Source organism: Pseudomonas sp. GW460-12-10-14-TSB1 (assembly GCF_017349775.1).
GTDB lineage: Bacteria > Pseudomonadota > Gammaproteobacteria > Pseudomonadales > Pseudomonadaceae > Aquipseudomonas > Aquipseudomonas piscium.
Genome location: NZ_JACNAC010000023.1, coordinates 47,048 through 63,471, shown reverse-complemented (window position 1 = coordinate 63,471; position 16,424 = coordinate 47,048). Strand labels below are relative to the sequence as shown.

Sequence of the window (16,424 nt, the reverse complement as noted above, 5' to 3'; positions counted from 1 at the left end):
TTGCCGGTTGTGGGGAAACACTGATGCAGGTTCAAGACAAGGCTCAAAACACTAGCGCACCGTTGAGCGAGCGTTTCACGCTGGTGGTGATGTCCCACAATCGCAAGGCGTTCTTGCGCCGCACCTTGCAGTACTACAGCACCTACCCCTGCAAGATCCTGGTGCTGGACTCTTCGCTGCACGCCGACGAAAGCCTGGCCGCGCAGTTCCCCCAGGTCGACTATCGGCATCTGCCGCAGTACACCTACAAGGGCCTGCAGGACAAGCTCACCTACGGTGTCGGGCAGGTGACGACGCCGTACATGGTGTTTGCCGCCGACGACGACTTCCTGCTCCATGGCGCGCTGACCGAGTCGGTGGAGTTTCTCGAAGCCAACCCCGACTACGGCCTGTGCCATGGCTACGGGATGATGTATCTGGCCCGCGCTGCCGAGGTGAACTACTACCGGCGCGATTGCCGGGTGATCGAGGACTACGCCTCGGACGATGCCGGCGAGCGGGTCATGGCGTTCATGAGCCATTTCCTACCGCCGTTCTACGCGGTGACCCGCACCGACCTGCTGCAACAGTGGTACAGCCTGCTGCCGCCGGGGACCAGTTTCGAATGGCAGGAAATCGGCCATACCTTCTTCCTGCTGGCCTCGGCCAAGGCGCGGATCCTGCCGATCCCGTTCGCCGTGCGGGAAGTCAACTACAACGCCTCGGAGCACAACACCGATGTGTTGACGGTGCTGACCTACGGCGACGCCAAGTCGGTGGCCCAGCGCGAGGCGTTCGCCGGCTTCCTGGCGTCGTTGCCCACCGGCTTGAGCGCCCAGGGGCCGCAGCAGGTCAAGCAACTGGCCCTGGACAGCTTCAGGGCCATGGCCGAGTGCCTGCTCACCGGGCGCTCGCTCAATGGCAAGATGATTTTCCGTTCGGCCTGGGTCGAGCCCGGGGCCGAGCCGGTGCGTTCGTTCGGCCCGGAACAGTTCGTCGAGATGCCGTTCTACAACAAGCCGATGTTCGACCTGTTGACCGAGTTCGAATTCCTCATGCATGCGATGCCGGCTGGCCGCCTGCAACTTCTGGAACTCGAAGGCGTGCTGCTCAAGCAGCAGCAACTGATGCAGGTGCAACCCAACGACACCGACCGTACCCTGCGCAGCCGCTTGTGGGAGGCGCTGTCGTGCAACCTGTTCAACCTTGAGGTGGTCCAGCGTCTGGCGTCTTCATTGCAAGGCTCTGAGGAACAGGAGGATGTCCGCAAGCTGCAGGCCTGGGCCGAGCGCCTGGCGGCGGTGCCTTTCCAGGACGGCCCGGGGCTGCTGGAGAACATGCCTTCGGGGCGCCTGCTGAAGTGGCTGGAGGCGCGCAACCCCGAGGCGCAGCAGCTCAAGTCGATCAACGAGCACCTGGCCCGGCACAACGGCGGGCCGAGCTTCGGCATCCTGCTGCTCGACCTCGACGCGGACATGGTCAAGTTGCAGGCGACCTTCGACAGCCTGGTCAACGGCCATTGCCGGTCTTTCCAGGTGGTGGTCTTCACCACGGGCGACCTGCCGGCGACCACTACCGCCCAGGACACCGTGCATTTCGTCAAGGTCAGCACCAGCAACTATGTGGAGCGGATCAACCAGGTCGCGGCGCAATCTTCCCGTGACTGGTTGCTCCTGGCCCGTGCCGGCGAGCGTTTCACTGCCAGCGGCCTGCTGCGCGCCAGCCTGGAACTGCTCGGCGCCGAAGGGTGCCGCGCGGTGGCCATGGACGAAATCCACTACGGCGCCGATGGCGCGCTGAAGGATGTGTTCCGCCCGGGCGTCAACCTCGACCTGCTGCAAAGCGTGCCGGAGATGATGGCCGGTCACTGGCTGATTCGCCGGGATGTGCTGGTGGCCGCCGGTGGTTATTCGACGGCCTTTCCACAGGCCATGGAATACGACCTGCTGCTGCGCCTGATCGAAGACGGCGGGCTGGCCGGCCTGGCCCATCTGGCCGAGCCGCTGTTGCTCGGCCAGGCCGCAGAGGCGCAGGAGAACACCCAGTACAGCCAGGCGTTGACCCGTCATCTGGGCAACCGTGGCTACCGGGCCCAGGTCAGCGCGGCGCAGCCCGGGGTCTATCAGATCAACTATGGCCATGGCGAACGTCCGCTGGTCTCCATCATCCTGCGCAGCGAGGACAACCTGGAGCAGCTGCAGCCTTGCCTGGTCAGCGTGCTGCAACGCACGCGCTACCAGCGCTACGAAGTGGTCATCGCCGACAACCATAGCCAGTCCGAAGAGCTGGCCAGCTGGCTCGCCAGCCTGGAGCAGAAGGGCGATCGCATCCGCGTGCTGCGCAGCCCGCAGCGCCTGAGCGTTGCGGCGCTGTACAACGCGGCGAGCCAGGAGGCCCGGGGCGACTACCTGGTGCTGCTGGCGGCCGACGGCGAAGTGGTCAATGCCGACTGGATGGAGAGCCTGCTCAATCAGGCGCAGCGTCCGGAAGTGGGGATCGTCGGCGCGCGCCTGGTGGACGCCAAGGGTGGGACCACCTCGGCTGGCCTGGTTCTCGGGCTGAACGAGCATCTGGGGGCGGCGTTCGCCGGTGAACCGAAAGGCGCCAGCGGCTACCTGAACGGCTTGCTCGCCGAGCAGAACTATTCGGCGGTCTCCGGGGCCTGCCTGATGATTCGCAAGGACGTCTACAACGCCGTCGGTGGCCTGGACGAAGAGCATTTCGCCGAGGCATTCGCTGATGTCGACCTGTGCCTGAAGGTGGCCGATGCCGGGCTGTTGACGGTCTGGACTCCGCAGGTGCAGATCCTCCATCCGGGCCTCCTGGCGGACGATACCCAGGCCGCGGCGGCGCTGCGTGACAAATGGCAGGCCCGCTTCGAACACGATGTGGCCTACAACCAGAACCTGAGCCGGACCGGCAAGGGCTTCATTCCTGGCGCTCCTGCCAGTGTCGACTGGGCACAGCTGCTTGCATAAGCCCGGCTGACAGGAAAAAGGACTCAAGACATGTTCAACGGCAAATCGATTTTCATCTCCGGCGGCACCGGTTCGTTCGGGCGCAATTTCATCCGGCGTCTGCTGGAGCAATACCAGCCCAAGCGGGTGGTGGTGTTCTCCCGTGATGAGCTGAAGCAGTACGAAATGCAGCAGACCTTCAATGCGCCCTGCATGCGTTATTTCCTCGGCGACGTGCGCGATGTCGAGCGTCTGCGCCAGGCCATGCGCGGGATCGACTATGTGGTGCACGCCGCGGCCCTGAAGCAGGTGCCGGCGGCGGAGTACAACCCCACCGAGTGCATCCGCACCAACGTCAATGGCGCGGAAAACATCATCGCCGCGGCCATCGACAACGGCGTGAAGAAAGTCATTGCCCTGTCCACCGACAAGGCGGCCAGCCCGGTCAACCTGTATGGCGCGACCAAGCTGCTGTCGGACAAGCTGTTCGTCGCGGCGAACAATATCGCCGGCGACCAGCAGACCCGTTTTGCCGTGGTGCGCTACGGCAACGTGGCCGGTTCCCGGGGTTCGGTGGTGCCGTTCTTCAGCAAGCTGATCGCCGAAGGCGCCCGCGAGCTGCCGATCACCGACGCGCGCATGACCCGTTTCTGGATCACCCTGGATCACGGGGTGCAGTTCGTGCTCGACAGCTTCTCGCGTATGCATGGCGGTGAAGTCTTCGTGCCGAAGATTCCGTCGATCCGGATCGTCGACCTGGCGCGGGGCATGGCGGAACACCTGCCGCACAAGCAGGTGGGCATTCGTCCGGGGGAAAAACTCCACGAGCTGATGGTGCCGCTGGATGACGCGCGCATGACCCTGGAGTTCACCGATCACTACACCATCCAGCCGTCGATCCGCTTTACCAACGTCAATGTCGACTTTGCCGTGGACGGTCTGGGCGAGCGGGGGCGGCCGGTGGACGAGCAATTCGAATACCGCTCCGACACCAATCCGCATTTCCTCTCGGTGGGCCAGATCGCCGAGCTGCATGCCGGGCTGTCGGCATGATTCCCTACGGGCGCCAGAGCCTTGACCAGGCGGACATCGATGCAGTGGTCGCGGTGCTGCAGTCCGACTGGCTGACCCAAGGGCCGACCATCGAACGTTTCGAGCAGGCCATGGCCGCTCGCTGCGAAGCCGGCCATGGGGTGGCGGTGTGCAATGCCACGGCGGCCTTGCACATCGCCTGCCTGGCCGCCGGGCTGGGGCCGGGAGACCGGTTGTGGACCACGCCCAATACCTTCCTGGCCTCGGCCAACTGTGGACGTTACTGCGGCGCCGAGGTGGACTTCGTCGATATCGACCCGCATACCTGGAACATGGATGCCCGGGCGCTGGCGCACAAGCTGGAGGCCGCCGAACGCACGGGCGGCCTGCCCAAGGTGGTGGTGGCGGTGGCGTTTTCCGGGCAGAGCTGCGACATGCGGACCATGTCGCAGCTGGCGCAACGTTATGGCTTCGTGCTGATCGAGGATGCCTCCCACGCGGTGGGCGCCTCCTATGCCGGGCGGCCGGTAGGCTGTGGCGAATTTGCCGCGATGACGGTGTTCAGCTTTCATCCGGTGAAAATCATCACCAGCGCCGAGGGCGGCATGGTCCTGACCAACAGCCCGCAGCTGGCGGACCATCTGCGGCGCTTGCGCAGCCACGGCATGACCCGCGACCCGGCGCACATGACCGAGCCCAGCCACGGCCCCTGGTACTACCAGCAGACCGAGCTGGGTTTCAATTACCGCATCACCGACCTGCAGGCGGCCCTGGGTTTGTCCCAGCTGGACAAGCTCGACGCTTTCATCGCCCGGCGCCGACACCTGGCGGCCCGATATGAGCGCCTGCTGGCCGATCTGCCGCTGACCCTGCCGCAGGCTCAGGAGCAAGCGCAGTCGGCATGGCACCTGTACGTGGTGCGCTTGCAACCCGAGCGCATCCGCCGCTCCCATCGCGAGGTGTTCGAGGCATTGCGCGAGGCCGGGGTCGGGGTCAATCTGCATTACATCCCGGTGCACCTGCAGCCTTACTACCGCGACCAGGGATTCGCCGCGGGGGATTTCCCCGAGGCCGAACGCTACTACGCCGAGGCCATCAGCCTGCCGCTGTTTCCGGCGCTGGACGATGAGCAACAGACGTATGTGGTCGAGCAATTGCGCCAGCTTATCCAGGAGCCCGCCCAGCCTTGAGTGCCATCGCGATCATTCCCGCCCGTGGCGGCAGCAAACGCATAGCACGCAAGAACCTCAAGCCGTTCGACGGCGTGCCGATGATTGCCCGCTCGATTGCGACGGCACTGCGTTCCGGGTTGTTCGATCAGGTACTGGTCAGTACCGACGATCCGCAGATCGCCGAGCTGGCCAAGGCCAGCGGCGCCAGGGTGCCGTTCATGCGTCCGGCCGAGCTGGCGGACGATTTCACCGGCACCGGGCCGGTGATCGTGCATGCCTTGAATGCGTTGCGCGAGCGTGGCGAGACCTTCGATTACGCCTGCTGCATTTACGCCACCGCACCCTTGTTGCAACTGCGCTACCTGCGCCAGGGCTTGGCGGCGCTGGAGGCTCATCCTGAAAAGTCCTTCGCCTTTTCCGTGTGCAGCTTCGCTTTCCCGGTGCAGCGAGCCCTGACCCTCGATGAGCAGGGCGCGTTGACTTCGCTTTATCCGGAGTTTCGCAACACGCGCTCCCAGGACCTGCCGCCGGCCTATCAGGATGCCGGGCAATTCTATTGGGGGCGCAGCGAGGCCTGGCTGCGCGGCGACCTGGTGTTTTCCCCGCTCAGCCTGCCGGTGATTTTGCCGCGCCATCTGGTCCAGGACATCGACACCGAGGAAGACTGGCTGCGCGCGGAGTATCTGTACGCGGCGCTGAAGGCCGGTGGAGAACTGGAGTGAGGGTGCTGATCCGTGCTGATGCTTCGCCAGCCATTGGCAGCGGCCATATCGCCCGCTGCCTGACTCTGGCCAGGGCGTTGCGCGAGCAGGGCGCCACAGTGGCGTTCGCTTGCCGAGGCTTGCCCGGACAGCAGCTGGACCGTCTGGCCGAACTGGGTTTCCAGACGTTCGCCCTGCCGGCGAGTTATCCGGGTGAATGCGCGCAGAGCATTGAGGCGCCGTTGCCCTGGCAGGCGGATATCGCCGCCTTGCAGGCAGCGTTGCAGGATCAGCCGCGATTCGATTGGGCACTGGTCGATCACTACGGCCTTGACTGGCAGTGGCAGCAGGCGGCGCGGCAATGGGCACCGCGGATTGCCGCCATCGATGACCTGGCCAATCGACGGCATGCCGTTGATCTGTTGCTCGACCAGAACTTCAGCGGCACGCCCCAGGCCTACGCCGGCCTGATCGACGCTGAGTGTCGGGCGCTGCTGGGGCCGCACTTTGCCTTGCTGCGCGAGGAGTTTCGTTGCCCGCCGATCGCCATTCGCGAGCGAGCGAGTCGGGTGCTGGTGAATTTTGGCGGTTTTGATGCGGCCAGTCAGACATACAAGGCGATGCTGGCCTTGAGTGCATTCGACGACCTGGAAGTGGATTTTGTCGCCGGGGCCGGTAACCCGGCCTGGACGCAGATGCAGGAACTGGCGGCCGGTCGTGGGCATTGGCGTTTGCACGCCTATGTCAGCGACTTTTCCCGCCTGATGGCCGAGGCGGACCTGTTTATCGGTGCCGGCGGCGGTACCAGCTGGGAGCGCGCCGCCCTGGGCCTGCCGACCTTGTGCATCAGCGTGGCTGGCAATCAAGAGGCCAATGCCCGGCTGTTGGCCGAGGCGGGCATGCATGTCTACCTGGGGCCCAGCGAGCAGGTTAGCGCCGAGCAGATCCGCCAGGCGGTCGCGGCGCTCGTCGGCGATTACCCGCTGCGCCAGAGCCTGGCGCAGCGCTCCCGGCAACTGGTGGACGGGCAGGGCGCATCGCGGGTGGCGGCGGCCCTGTTCGAGATGACCCGCAATCCATTGCGCTGTGCCGGAGATGACCCGGCCACCGGCGAATTTACGCGTGAATCGAAGGAAAACCCCAATGACTAGTTTCAAGATCGGCTCGCGCTCGATTGGCGCCGGCTCGCCGCCGTTCATCATTGCCGAGATGAGTGGTAACCATAACCAGTCGCTGGACGTTGCCTTGCAGATCGTCGAGGCGGCGGCCAAGGCCGGCGCCCATGCCCTGAAGTTGCAGACCTATACCGCCGACACCATGACCCTGGACCTGGAGCATGGCGAGTTCTTCATCAAGGATCCGGCCAGTCTCTGGGCCGGTTCCTCGCTGTACGCCCTGTATGAAAAGGCCCACACACCCTGGCAGTGGCACGCGCCGATCTTCGCCCGCGCCAGGGAGCTGGGGATGCTGGCGTTCTCCACGCCGTTCGATGAGAGCGCGGTGGACTTCCTCGAAAGCCTCGACGTGCCGGCCTACAAGATCGCCAGTTTCGAAAACACCGACCTGCCGCTGATTCGTCGGGTCGCGGCCACCGGCAAGCCGCTGATCATTTCCACTGGCATGGCCAGCATCGCCGAGCTGGACGAAAGCGTGCGCGCCGCCCGGGAGGCGGGCTGCAAGGATCTGGTGTTGCTCAAGTGCACCAGTACCTACCCGGCTTCGCCGGAAAACAGCAATATCCTGACCATTCCCCATCTGCGTGAACTGTTCGGCTGCGAGGTCGGTTTGTCCGATCACTCCATGGGCGTCGGGGTTTCGGTGGCCGCCGTGGCGCTGGGCGCCACTGTGGTGGAGAAACACTTCACCCTCGACCGCGCCGCCGGCGGGGTGGATGCGAGTTTTTCCCTGGAACCGGCGGAGCTGCACAGCCTGGTGGTGGAAACCGAACGTGCCTGGCAGGCCCTGGGCCAGGTGCGTTACGGCGCGACCGAGGCCGAGCGGCAATCGGTGCTGTACCGCCGTTCCCTCTATGTCACCCGCGATATGGCAGCAGGGGAGGTGTTCAGCCGCGATAACCTCAGGGCCATCCGTCCGGGCCTGGGGCTGGCCCCCAAGCACATCGACGCGGTCCTCGGGCGTTGCGCGCGCCAGGCCCTCAAGCGCGGTACCGCACTGGATTGGGCATTTGTCGAATAGCCGTTTGTATGGCTGATTCGGCAAAATAGCGTGACCTGCGAGTCATAACGCGCATCTTCACTGTATTGTATTGACCGGGGAGATGGCGCCTGGCCGGTAAACGGTGCAGTGATAGCCCTCTATTTCTTCCCGCTGTCGCCCGTCAGGGGCGCCAGATGTCTGTTTGTCGGCAGCCCCGGTCCCGGTGGTCGGGGTATTCAGCTGTTTATTATTGGGAAGCCGTAATGATTGGCATAAAGAGCATTGCGAGCTACGTGCCTGTAGCCGGCGTAGACAATTACGCACAAGGTGCAAAATTCGATAAGGATGAAGAGTTCATCCTGGGCAAGATCGGTTCGGCCTTCCTGCCGCGCAAAGACGCCACGCAGGAAACCTCGGACCTGTGTGTCGAAGCAGTCAATGCGCTGTTCGCCAACAACCCGCAACTGTCGCGCGAGTCGATCGACGCGTTGATCGTCGTCACCCAGAACGGCGACGAAGAAGGCCTGCCGCACACCGCCGCCATCGTCCAGGACAAGCTGGGCCTGCCGACTAACGTCGCGGCCTTCGATATTTCCCTGGGCTGCTCCGGTTATGTCTATGGCATCTACGCGCTCAAGGGCTTCATGGAAGCCGCGGGCCTGAAGAACGGCCTGCTGGTCACCGCCGACCCTTACTCGAAGATCGTCGATCCGGAAGACCGCAACACCACCATGCTGTTCGGCGATGCGGCGACCGCTACCTGGATGGGCGAAGACGCTCCCTGGCAGCTGGGCAAGGCCAAGTTCGGTACCGACGGTTCCGGCGCTCCGCACCTGAAAGTCACCGATGGGGTGTTTTTCATGAATGGCCGCCAGGTGTTCAACTTTGCCCTGCTGAAAGTCCCGGCGCACTTGAACGAGCTGCTGGATGAGTCCGGCCTGAAGGCTGAGCAGATCGATGCGTTCTGTATCCACCAGGGCAGTGCGGCGATCGTCGATGCCGTGGCGCGCCGTTTCGAAGGCGAGCCGGAGAAGTTCATCAAGGACATGGTCGAGACCGGTAACACCGTGTCGTCGAGCATTCCGCTGCTGCTGGAAAAGCACGTGCTCGAGTCGACGTGGCAACGTGTGGCCCTGAGTGGCTTCGGTGTAGGGCTTTCCTGGGGCTCGGCGATTATCTATCGCCCATGAGTTGATCCCGTGGCATCCAAAAATAGCGCCCAGGGTGTACCCTGAGCGCTATTTTTTTTGCATGAAGATAGGCGAGACAGCATGAGCGAAAGCTTCGAGGGCAATGCCCAGGCAATACAGGCTCGCTGGCCACGACTGCTCGAGCGGTTGCTGGCGGAGGACAGTGCTGCATTGCAGGCGGATCTGGTCGAAGGGCTGGATTCTACCTTGAGTATTTCCGGCATTCAGCTCACCAGCCGCCACGACCGTACGGCGGAAGCCCGAGCCCAGGCGGCGAGCCTGCCGGCCGACAGCCCGGTGATCCATTTGTACGGTACCGGCTTGGGCGACTTGCAGCAGATACTGCTGGAAAACCCGGCGCTGCAACGTTTGCAGGTGCATATCCTGAACGGCGCGGTGTTTGCGTTGGTGCTGCAATTGCTCGATCAGCAGGCCTGGTTGAACGATCCTCGAGTCGAACTGGGTTATGCCGGCGATCTGGCGGAAATCCAGTTGCCGTTCTTTGCCTTGCCCTCCGAGCTGGTGTTGGCGGATGACTACAACGCCAAGATCCGCGATCGCCTGGTCAGCGAGGTGCACCTGGCCTTCAATAACCGTGACTTCGTGGTCGATTCCCCGGAGGTTGCCCAACGCCTGCAATCGAGTGCCGAGCTGGTGGCCAGTGACAGTGACGTGGCGCAGTTGTTCGGCACCCAACTGGGGCGCGAGATCTTCGTGATTGCCACCGGGCCGAGCCTGGAGCGGCATTTCGAGCGCTTGCGCGAGATTCGCGCCCAGGCCCAGCGCCCTCTGCTTATCTGTGTCGATACCGCTTACCGGCCGCTACTCAAGCAGGGGATCGAGCCGGATATCGTGGTCAGCATCGATCACCGGATTTCCGGCCTGCACCTGCCGCCAGAAAAATCGGCAGCCATCACCCTGGTCTATCTGCCGATGGTCGATCCGCAGATTCTGACGCTCTGGCAGGGGCCGCGGTATGTCGGGTATTCCGCCAGCCCGATTTACACGCGGATGCGCGAGCAACTGCCCAAGGCGCAGCTGTATGTCGGTGGCAGCGTGATTCATCCTGCGGTGGACCTGGCGGTGAAAATGGGCGCCGAGCAGGTCACCTTGTTCGGTGCCGACTTTGCCTTCCCGATGAACAAGACCCATGCCGGCTGGCTCGACGGTGAGCTGGGGCCGCAGCTGGGCGCGGCCAGGCACTGGGTGCTGGACGGCCATGGCCAGCGGGTCAGGACCCAGCTCAATTTCCGCAGCTACCTGTGCGAACTGGAACGTTTTATCGCCGGTCATCCGCGGGTGCGCTTCTATAACAGCAGTCGGGACGGGGCGATGATTGCCGGGACGACCTACCATCCGGAGTTCAGCCAATGAGCGCGATCGAGGGGCTGATCGCCCGCTTGCAGCAATGCGCCGAGGGCTTTCGCCTGGGGCACGATGTCGAGACGGCCATGACCATGGTCCAGTTGATGGGGGCGATCCAGCCGGTGATCGATACCGCGCCGCAAGAGCAGCGCCAGGACTGGGAGGCGTTGCTTGGCCTGATGTTCGAATGCCAGCAAGGGCAAAACTGGCTGGCCCTGGCCGACTACCTGCAATACGAATGCGTTGAAGTGCTGCGTTCCCTCTCTGCCAGCTGAAACATTCCCTGCCTGCCCGGGCGATCTCCGCGCCCGGGCCCTCTCCGGCATTTTCCTGGCGCCATTTTTCTACCCTTGAAAATCGTCAAGCCCTTGATTTACGAGGGATGGCACGCTGATGGCAAAATTTTTTGAAAATCCCCTAAAGCAACTTGCATTGCCGACGATAACTATTACGAAGGTTCTCTAGGCCATACCCGGCGGTTGCCAGGGCCGGAAGCCGCAGTACCCAACCAACGAGGAATTCGTCATGGCTTTAACAGTAAACACTAACGTCACATCGTTGAACGTTCAGAAGAACCTGAACCGTGCTTCCGACGCTCTGTCGACTTCGATGACTCGCCTGTCTTCCGGCCTGAAAATCAACAGTGCAAAAGACGACGCCGCCGGCCTGCAAATCGCTACCCGTATGACTTCGCAGATCCGCGGTCAGACCATGGCGATCAAAAACGCCAACGACGGTATCTCCATCGCTCAGACCGCTGAAGGCGCGATGCAGGAATCCACCAACATTCTGCAACGTATGCGCGAACTGGCTCTTCAATCGCGAAACGACTCCAACGGTACCGCTGACCGTGTTGCACTGAACAAAGAATTCGCTTCGATGTCGGACGAGCTGACTCGTATCGCCAAATCGACCAACCTGAACGGCAAGAACCTGATCGACGGCAGTGCTGGCACCATGACCTTCCAGGTCGGTTCCAACACCGGTGCTACCAACCAGATCACCATCACTCTGGCCAGCGGCTTCGACGCTGCAACCCTGAGCGTAGGTTCTGCAACCATCGCCATCACCGGTAACAGCAGCGCCACCGCTGAAGCCAGCACCAAGGCTTCGATCGATGCAATCGAAAAGGCCCTGGCAACCATCAACTCCAGCCGTGCTGACCTCGGTGCTGCACAAAACCGTCTGACCAGCACCATCTCCAACCTGCAGAACATCAACGAAAACGCCAGTGCTGCACTGGGTCGCGTACAAGATACCGACTTCGCTGCTGAAACTGCGCAGATGACCAAGCAGCAGACTCTGCAACAAGCTTCCACCGCAGTTCTGGCTCAGGCCAACCAACTGCCGTCCGCTGTACTGAAACTGCTTCAGTAATAGCTGGCTAAGCTTTGGCGGGGGAGTGCGCTGGTCGTGCTCTCTCGCTTTTTACTTTAAGAGGTGATGGACATGGATATGAGCGTGAAGCTGAACTTGTCTTATCCAGCGGCCAAGCCGGCAACGCCTGTTGCTGACAAGCCTGTGGAGAAGCCTCAAGCGGACGTTGTGGCGCTGCCGACTGTCAAGGAAGAGAGTAAGGGCGGGCAAACCGAGCGGGACAAACTGAAAATGGCCATTCAGGAAATTGAAAAGTTTGTGCAATCGGTCAAGCGTAACCTGGAATTCTCGATCGACGAGCCTTCTGGCAAGGTCGTCGTCAAGGTCATTGCCAGTGACTCCGGTGAGGTGATCCGTCAGATCCCCAACGAAGAAGTCCTGAAGTTGGCCAATAGTTTGAATGATGCGAGCAGCCTGTTGTTCAGCGCTAAAGTCTGACAGCTGGCATGAAATTTGTTGCTATGTTCTTTTGGGCGTTGTAATGGTCAAAAGACCGGCGACACACTGAAGGGAGATCTCCATGGCAAGTCCAATTCTACCGGGTACCGGTCTAGGCTCCGGCCTCGATACCGGTGCTATCGTCAAAGCCTTGGTGAACGCTGACAAAGCACCCAAGCAAGGTCAGATCGACCGGGGAACTGCGACCAACACCGCAAGCATCTCCGGCATCGGCACCTTGAAATCCTTGTTGTCGACCTTTCGGACCACCATTACCGAACTCAGCAGCAAGACCAATCCGCAATTTCCCGGCTATGCCGCCACTACTTCCGACAGCAAGTATGTAACGGCGGTCGCTGGCAATACCGCGGTCAATGGCAACTATGTTGTCGATGTACAGAATCTCGCGACTTCCTCGAAAGTCGCCAGTGCTGCCTTCGCTGGCGGTACTACAAGTGCTATTCCGACTGGTACCCTCAAAATCAGTCAAAACGGCGCTAACTACAATCTCGATATAAAAGCTGGCGCTACCTTGCAGTCGGTGCGTGACTCGATCAACGCCGATGCATCGCTCAAGGGCGCAGGTATCAGCGCGAACATCGTGACCGACTCCTTTGGGTCGCGTCTGGTGGTGGGGTCGACCACTACCGGTGCGGGGTCCGATATTTCTCTTAGTGGTATTGCCGGTCTGGAAATCGACGGCAGCAATGTCGTTGGCACTTCCGGTTCGCCAATGACCGCCACTTCTGCGGGCTCCATTGGTGCCCTGGCGGTGGATGCCAAGTTCACCGTCGACGGCATGGCGCTGACCAGCAAGAGCAACTCGGTGGACAAGGCGGTTTCCGGGATGACCTTCAACCTGGTCGCCAAGGGCACTTCGACCATTACCGTCGCGGCCAACACCGACGGCTTGAAGGCTTCGATCCAGAAGTTCGTCGATGCCTACAACGCGGTGGCCAACAGCGTTACCGCGCTGACCAAGCCGTCCCTGGATGACAATGGCAAGCTGACCATCCCGGCACAGCTGACCGGCGACTCGTTGCCGCGCTCGATTCTGGCGGCTATTCGTGCGCCGCTGTCGGAAGTCGGATCTGGCGACAAACTGACCGTTCTGTCGCAGTTGGGGATAACCACCAACCAGAAGACCGGTGCCCTGGACTTCGACTCCACCAAGTTCACCGCGGCGATGAACGACAAAAAGCTCGGTGGCGAGGTGCAGACCCTGTTCACCGGCGAAAACGGCCTGCTGAGCCGCATGGACGACGCCATCAAGCCTTTTGCCCAGACCGGCGGTGTTCTCGATCAGCGCAAGACTGAGCTGGACAAGGCCAAGGCCAAGCTGACCTTGGATCAGGAGGCCCTGGATCGTCGTATCGAGACCCTGACGGCGGTGCTGACCAAGAAGTACAACGACATGGACACCCTGGTGGGCAAGTTGAAAGCCACCGCGAGCAACATCACCTCGATGTTCGAGGCGTTGGCTGCGCAACAGAAAGGCTGATTGATACTAGGCGCCAAAAGCCCGGCAACGTTTCTAGCGTTCCGGGCTTTTGGCTTTTGATCTAAAGTTTTTTGACGCCAGGTCGATACGCTGGTTATACGAACCCTTGAGTTTTGATGAGGTAGAACATGAATCCGATGTTAGCCCTTCGGCAATACCAGAAGATTGGTGCCCAGGCGCAGACTTCCGAAGCCAGCCCCCATCGTCTGGTGCAGATGCTGATGGAAGGCGGTCTGGATCGTATCGCCCAGGCCAAGGGGGCGATGGAGCGCAAGGATATTCCCGGCAAGGGTGTGTTCATCAGCAAGGCCATCGGCATTATCGGCGGCTTGCGCGAAGGGCTCGATCTGGAAAACTCGCTCGACACCCTGGGTGATCTGGACGGCTTGTACACCTACATGATGACGCGCCTCACCGAGGCGAACATCAAGACCGATCCAAAGATTCTCGACGAGGTCGCCGATCTGCTGCGCACCGTCAAGGAAGGCTGGGACGCCATCGCTGCGCCGGGTCCGCAGTTCTAAGGAGATCACCATGAGTCTTGTATTGCAGCGCATCGAAGAAACCCGTGAAGCACTGGTTGCCGCCCTGGCCGAGCGTAACTGGGAAGCGATCGGTCAGTTGGATCTGGCCTGCCGTTCCTGCATGGAAGACATCTTGAGTGAAGCTCCGGAAGATGAAGCCGCGTTACGCGAGAATCTGCAGGAGCTGCTGGGGGTTTATCGGCAGCTTCTTGAGGTGACGACAGGGGAGCGTCAGGCAATAGTCGACGAGATGTCGCAGATCCATCAAGCACAGAACGCGGCAAAGGTTTACCATCTGTTCGGTTAATTAACCCCTAAGTTAATCCGAATCCAGTGCGCCATAAATTTGACTGTGCACGCTTTTTTGACTTAACTAGTGGCTGTTTTCAGATTTCAGACGTCTATCAGGCTCAAAATGCCTACAAGCGTCTAGCTTGCCCTGATTCCGGGCATTGAGTTGACTAGGGAAGTTGCTATTGCATGTGGCGTGAAACCAAAATTCTGCTGATTGATGACGATAGCGTCCGCCGCCGCGACCTGGCGGTGATTTTAAATTTTCTTGGCGAAGAAAATTTACCCTGCGGTAGCCATGACTGGCAGCAGGCTGTCGGCTCATTGTCATCAAGTCGTGAAGTAATCTGTGTCCTCATTGGGACTGTAAATGCTCCTGGTGCACTCCTGGGCCTGTTAAAGACACTCTCAACCTGGGATGAGTTCCTTCCAGTTTTGTTAATGGGCGATAATTCTTCCATTGACCTGCCGGAAGACCAGCGTCGTCGAGTGCTTTCCACCCTGGAAATGCCACCCAGCTACAGCAAGTTGCTCGATTCTCTGCATCGCGCCCAGGTCTATCGTGAAATGTACGATCAGGCCCGCGAGCGCGGTCGCCATCGTGAGCCCAACCTCTTTCGCAGTCTGGTCGGCACCAGCCGGGCGATCCAGCATGTCCGGCAGATGATGCAGCAAGTGGCCGATACCGACGCCAGCGTGCTGATCCTCGGCGAGTCCGGGACAGGCAAGGAAGTGGTTGCGCGTAACCTGCACTATCACTCCAAGCGTCGCGAGGCGCCGTTCGTGCCGGTCAACTGTGGCGCGATTCCGGCCGAGTTGCTGGAGAGCGAACTGTTCGGCCACGAGAAGGGCGCCTTCACCGGGGCCATCACCAGCCGTGCCGGGCGTTTCGAGTTGGCCAACGGCGGCACCCTGTTCCTCGACGAAATCGGCGACATGCCGCTGCCGATGCAGGTCAAGCTGTTGCGCGTGCTGCAGGAGCGTACCTTCGAGCGTGTGGGCAGCAACAAGACCCAGAGCGTCGACGTGCGGATCATCGCCGCGACTCACAAGAACCTCGAAAGCATGATTGAGGTCGGCAGTTTCCGCGAAGACTTGTACTACCGCCTGAACGTGTTCCCGATCGAAATGGCGCCGCTGCGTGAGCGGGTGGAAGACATTCCGCTGCTGATGAACGAGTTGATCTCGCGCATGGAGCACGAGAAGCGCGGTTCGATCCGCTTCAACTCCGCGGCGATCATGTCGCTCTGCCGTCATGGCTGGCCGGGCAACGTCCGCGAACTGGCCAACCTTGTGGAGCGCATGGCGATCATGCATCCCTACGGCGTTATCGGCGTGGTCGAGTTGCCGAAGAAATTCCGCTATGTCGACGACGAAGACGAGCAACTGGTGGACAGCCTGCGCAGCGACCTGGAAGAGCGGGTGGCGATCAATGGCCACACGCCGGACTTCGCCGCCACCGCCATGCTGCCGCCGGAAGGCCTGGACCTGAAGGACTACCTCGGTGGTCTGGAGCAGGGCCTGATCCAGCAGGCGCTCGACGACGCCAACGGCATTGTCGCGCGGGCTGCGGAGCGCCTGCGTATTCGCCGCACCACGCTGGTGGAAAAAATGCGCAAGTACGGCATGAGCCGTCGCGAGGGTGATGAACAGGCGGATGATTGACGCCTGTTTTTTAACCTGTTGAAAACCGGGCGGTTTTTTTTCGGCACGGGTATTGCTAAGTCTCTCTCAACGTTC

The 16,424-nt window shown here is 61.4% G+C and carries 14 protein-coding genes and 1 pseudogene; all 15 read left to right on the top strand.

Features of this window, described 5'->3' with window-relative positions; translation table 11 throughout:
• Positions 1–23 precede the first annotated feature (23 nt).
• The 15 genes and pseudogenes from J4D52_RS15550 to J4D52_RS15480 all read left to right on the top strand — a co-directional run bounded on the left by J4D52_RS15550 (position 24) and on the right by J4D52_RS15480 (position 16,349).
• Positions 24–2,957: a TIGR00180 family glycosyltransferase gene (locus J4D52_RS15550; protein ID WP_102676211.1), complete on the top strand. Its 2,934-nt coding sequence runs from the start codon at positions 24–26 to the stop codon at positions 2,955–2,957.
• Positions 2,958–2,987: 30 nt separating this feature from the next.
• Positions 2,988–3,989 (top strand): UDP-N-acetylglucosamine 4,6-dehydratase (inverting), encoded by a 1,002-nt coding sequence (gene pseB / locus J4D52_RS15545; RefSeq protein WP_063428993.1) that lies wholly within the window; start codon positions 2,988–2,990, stop codon positions 3,987–3,989.
• Entirely contained in the window at positions 3,986–5,158 is a 1,173-nt protein-coding gene (gene pseC / locus J4D52_RS15540; protein WP_063428995.1) for a UDP-4-amino-4,6-dideoxy-N-acetyl-beta-L-altrosamine transaminase, read from the top strand. Before pseB ends, pseC begins: the two co-directional genes overlap by 4 nt.
• Positions 5,155–5,862, top strand: coding sequence for a pseudaminic acid cytidylyltransferase (gene pseF / locus J4D52_RS15535; protein ID WP_063428997.1), 708 nt, complete (start codon positions 5,155–5,157; stop codon positions 5,860–5,862). Before pseC ends, pseF begins: the two co-directional genes overlap by 4 nt.
• Positions 5,859–6,902, top strand: a pseudogene (gene pseG, locus J4D52_RS15530) (UDP-2,4-diacetamido-2,4,6-trideoxy-beta-L-altropyranose hydrolase); the annotation flags it as partial. The gene pseF and the pseudogene pseG, both read left to right, overlap by 4 nt.
• Positions 6,903–6,984: 82 nt before the next feature.
• A complete protein-coding gene (gene pseI, locus J4D52_RS15525) occupies positions 6,985–8,037 on the top strand; it encodes a pseudaminic acid synthase (protein WP_025805185.1) in 1,053 nt (350 codons plus the stop codon).
• 224 nt (positions 8,038–8,261) lie between these two features.
• A complete protein-coding gene (locus J4D52_RS15520; RefSeq protein WP_063429001.1) occupies positions 8,262–9,188 on the top strand; it encodes a ketoacyl-ACP synthase III in 927 nt (308 codons plus the stop codon).
• An 81-nt stretch (positions 9,189–9,269) separates the two neighbouring features.
• Positions 9,270–10,562: a motility associated factor glycosyltransferase family protein gene (locus tag J4D52_RS15515; protein ID WP_063429003.1), complete on the top strand. Its 1,293-nt coding sequence runs from the start codon at positions 9,270–9,272 to the stop codon at positions 10,560–10,562.
• Positions 10,559–10,828 carry a hypothetical protein gene (locus tag J4D52_RS15510; RefSeq protein WP_063429005.1) on the top strand — a complete coding sequence of 90 codons (270 nt, stop codon included), beginning with the start codon at positions 10,559–10,561 and terminating at the stop codon, positions 10,826–10,828. Before J4D52_RS15515 ends, J4D52_RS15510 begins: the two co-directional genes overlap by 4 nt.
• 250 nt (positions 10,829–11,078) lie before the next feature.
• On the top strand, positions 11,079–11,930 hold the full coding sequence (locus tag J4D52_RS15505) for a flagellin domain-containing protein (protein ID WP_025805189.1): 852 nt from the start codon (positions 11,079–11,081) through the stop codon (positions 11,928–11,930).
• 72 nt (positions 11,931–12,002) lie between these two features.
• On the top strand, positions 12,003–12,368 hold the full coding sequence (locus J4D52_RS15500) for a flagellar protein FlaG (protein ID WP_053277955.1): 366 nt from the start codon (positions 12,003–12,005) through the stop codon (positions 12,366–12,368).
• A gap of 82 nt (positions 12,369–12,450) precedes the next feature.
• Positions 12,451–13,869, top strand: a complete 1,419-nt coding sequence (gene fliD / locus J4D52_RS15495; protein WP_025805191.1) for a flagellar filament capping protein FliD — start codon at positions 12,451–12,453, stop codon at positions 13,867–13,869.
• 128 nt (positions 13,870–13,997) lie between these two features.
• On the top strand, positions 13,998–14,393 hold the full coding sequence (gene fliS / locus J4D52_RS15490) for a flagellar export chaperone FliS (protein WP_007922642.1): 396 nt from the start codon (positions 13,998–14,000) through the stop codon (positions 14,391–14,393).
• 10 nt (positions 14,394–14,403) lie between these two features.
• Positions 14,404–14,700, top strand: coding sequence for a flagellar protein FliT (gene fliT, locus J4D52_RS15485; protein WP_007922640.1), 297 nt, complete (start codon positions 14,404–14,406; stop codon positions 14,698–14,700).
• Between the two features lie 173 nt (positions 14,701–14,873).
• Positions 14,874–16,349, top strand: coding sequence for a sigma-54 dependent transcriptional regulator (locus J4D52_RS15480; RefSeq protein WP_007922638.1), 1,476 nt, complete (start codon positions 14,874–14,876; stop codon positions 16,347–16,349).
• Positions 16,350–16,424: the final 75 nt, after the last annotated feature.

Excerpts from the sequence above, each read along its gene's own strand:
- J4D52_RS15550 (WP_102676211.1), top strand. The coding sequence starts at position 24 with ATGCAGGTTCAAGACAAGGCTCAAAACACTAGCGCACCGTTGAGCGAG.
- pseB (WP_063428993.1), top strand. The coding sequence starts at position 2,988 with ATGTTCAACGGCAAATCGATTTTCATCTCCGGCGGCACCGGTTCGTTC.
- pseC (WP_063428995.1), top strand. The coding sequence starts at position 3,986 with ATGATTCCCTACGGGCGCCAGAGCCTTGACCAGGCGGACATCGATGCA.
- pseI (WP_025805185.1), top strand. The coding sequence starts at position 6,985 with ATGACTAGTTTCAAGATCGGCTCGCGCTCGATTGGCGCCGGCTCGCCG.
- J4D52_RS15520 (WP_063429001.1), top strand. The coding sequence starts at position 8,262 with ATGATTGGCATAAAGAGCATTGCGAGCTACGTGCCTGTAGCCGGCGTA.
- J4D52_RS15515 (WP_063429003.1), top strand. The coding sequence starts at position 9,270 with ATGAGCGAAAGCTTCGAGGGCAATGCCCAGGCAATACAGGCTCGCTGG.
- J4D52_RS15510 (WP_063429005.1), top strand. The coding sequence starts at position 10,559 with ATGAGCGCGATCGAGGGGCTGATCGCCCGCTTGCAGCAATGCGCCGAG.
- J4D52_RS15505 (WP_025805189.1), top strand. The coding sequence starts at position 11,079 with ATGGCTTTAACAGTAAACACTAACGTCACATCGTTGAACGTTCAGAAG.
- J4D52_RS15500 (WP_053277955.1), top strand. The coding sequence starts at position 12,003 with ATGGATATGAGCGTGAAGCTGAACTTGTCTTATCCAGCGGCCAAGCCG.
- fliD (WP_025805191.1), top strand. The coding sequence starts at position 12,451 with ATGGCAAGTCCAATTCTACCGGGTACCGGTCTAGGCTCCGGCCTCGAT.
- fliS (WP_007922642.1), top strand. The coding sequence starts at position 13,998 with ATGAATCCGATGTTAGCCCTTCGGCAATACCAGAAGATTGGTGCCCAG.
- fliT (WP_007922640.1), top strand. The coding sequence starts at position 14,404 with ATGAGTCTTGTATTGCAGCGCATCGAAGAAACCCGTGAAGCACTGGTT.
- J4D52_RS15480 (WP_007922638.1), top strand. The coding sequence starts at position 14,874 with ATGTGGCGTGAAACCAAAATTCTGCTGATTGATGACGATAGCGTCCGC.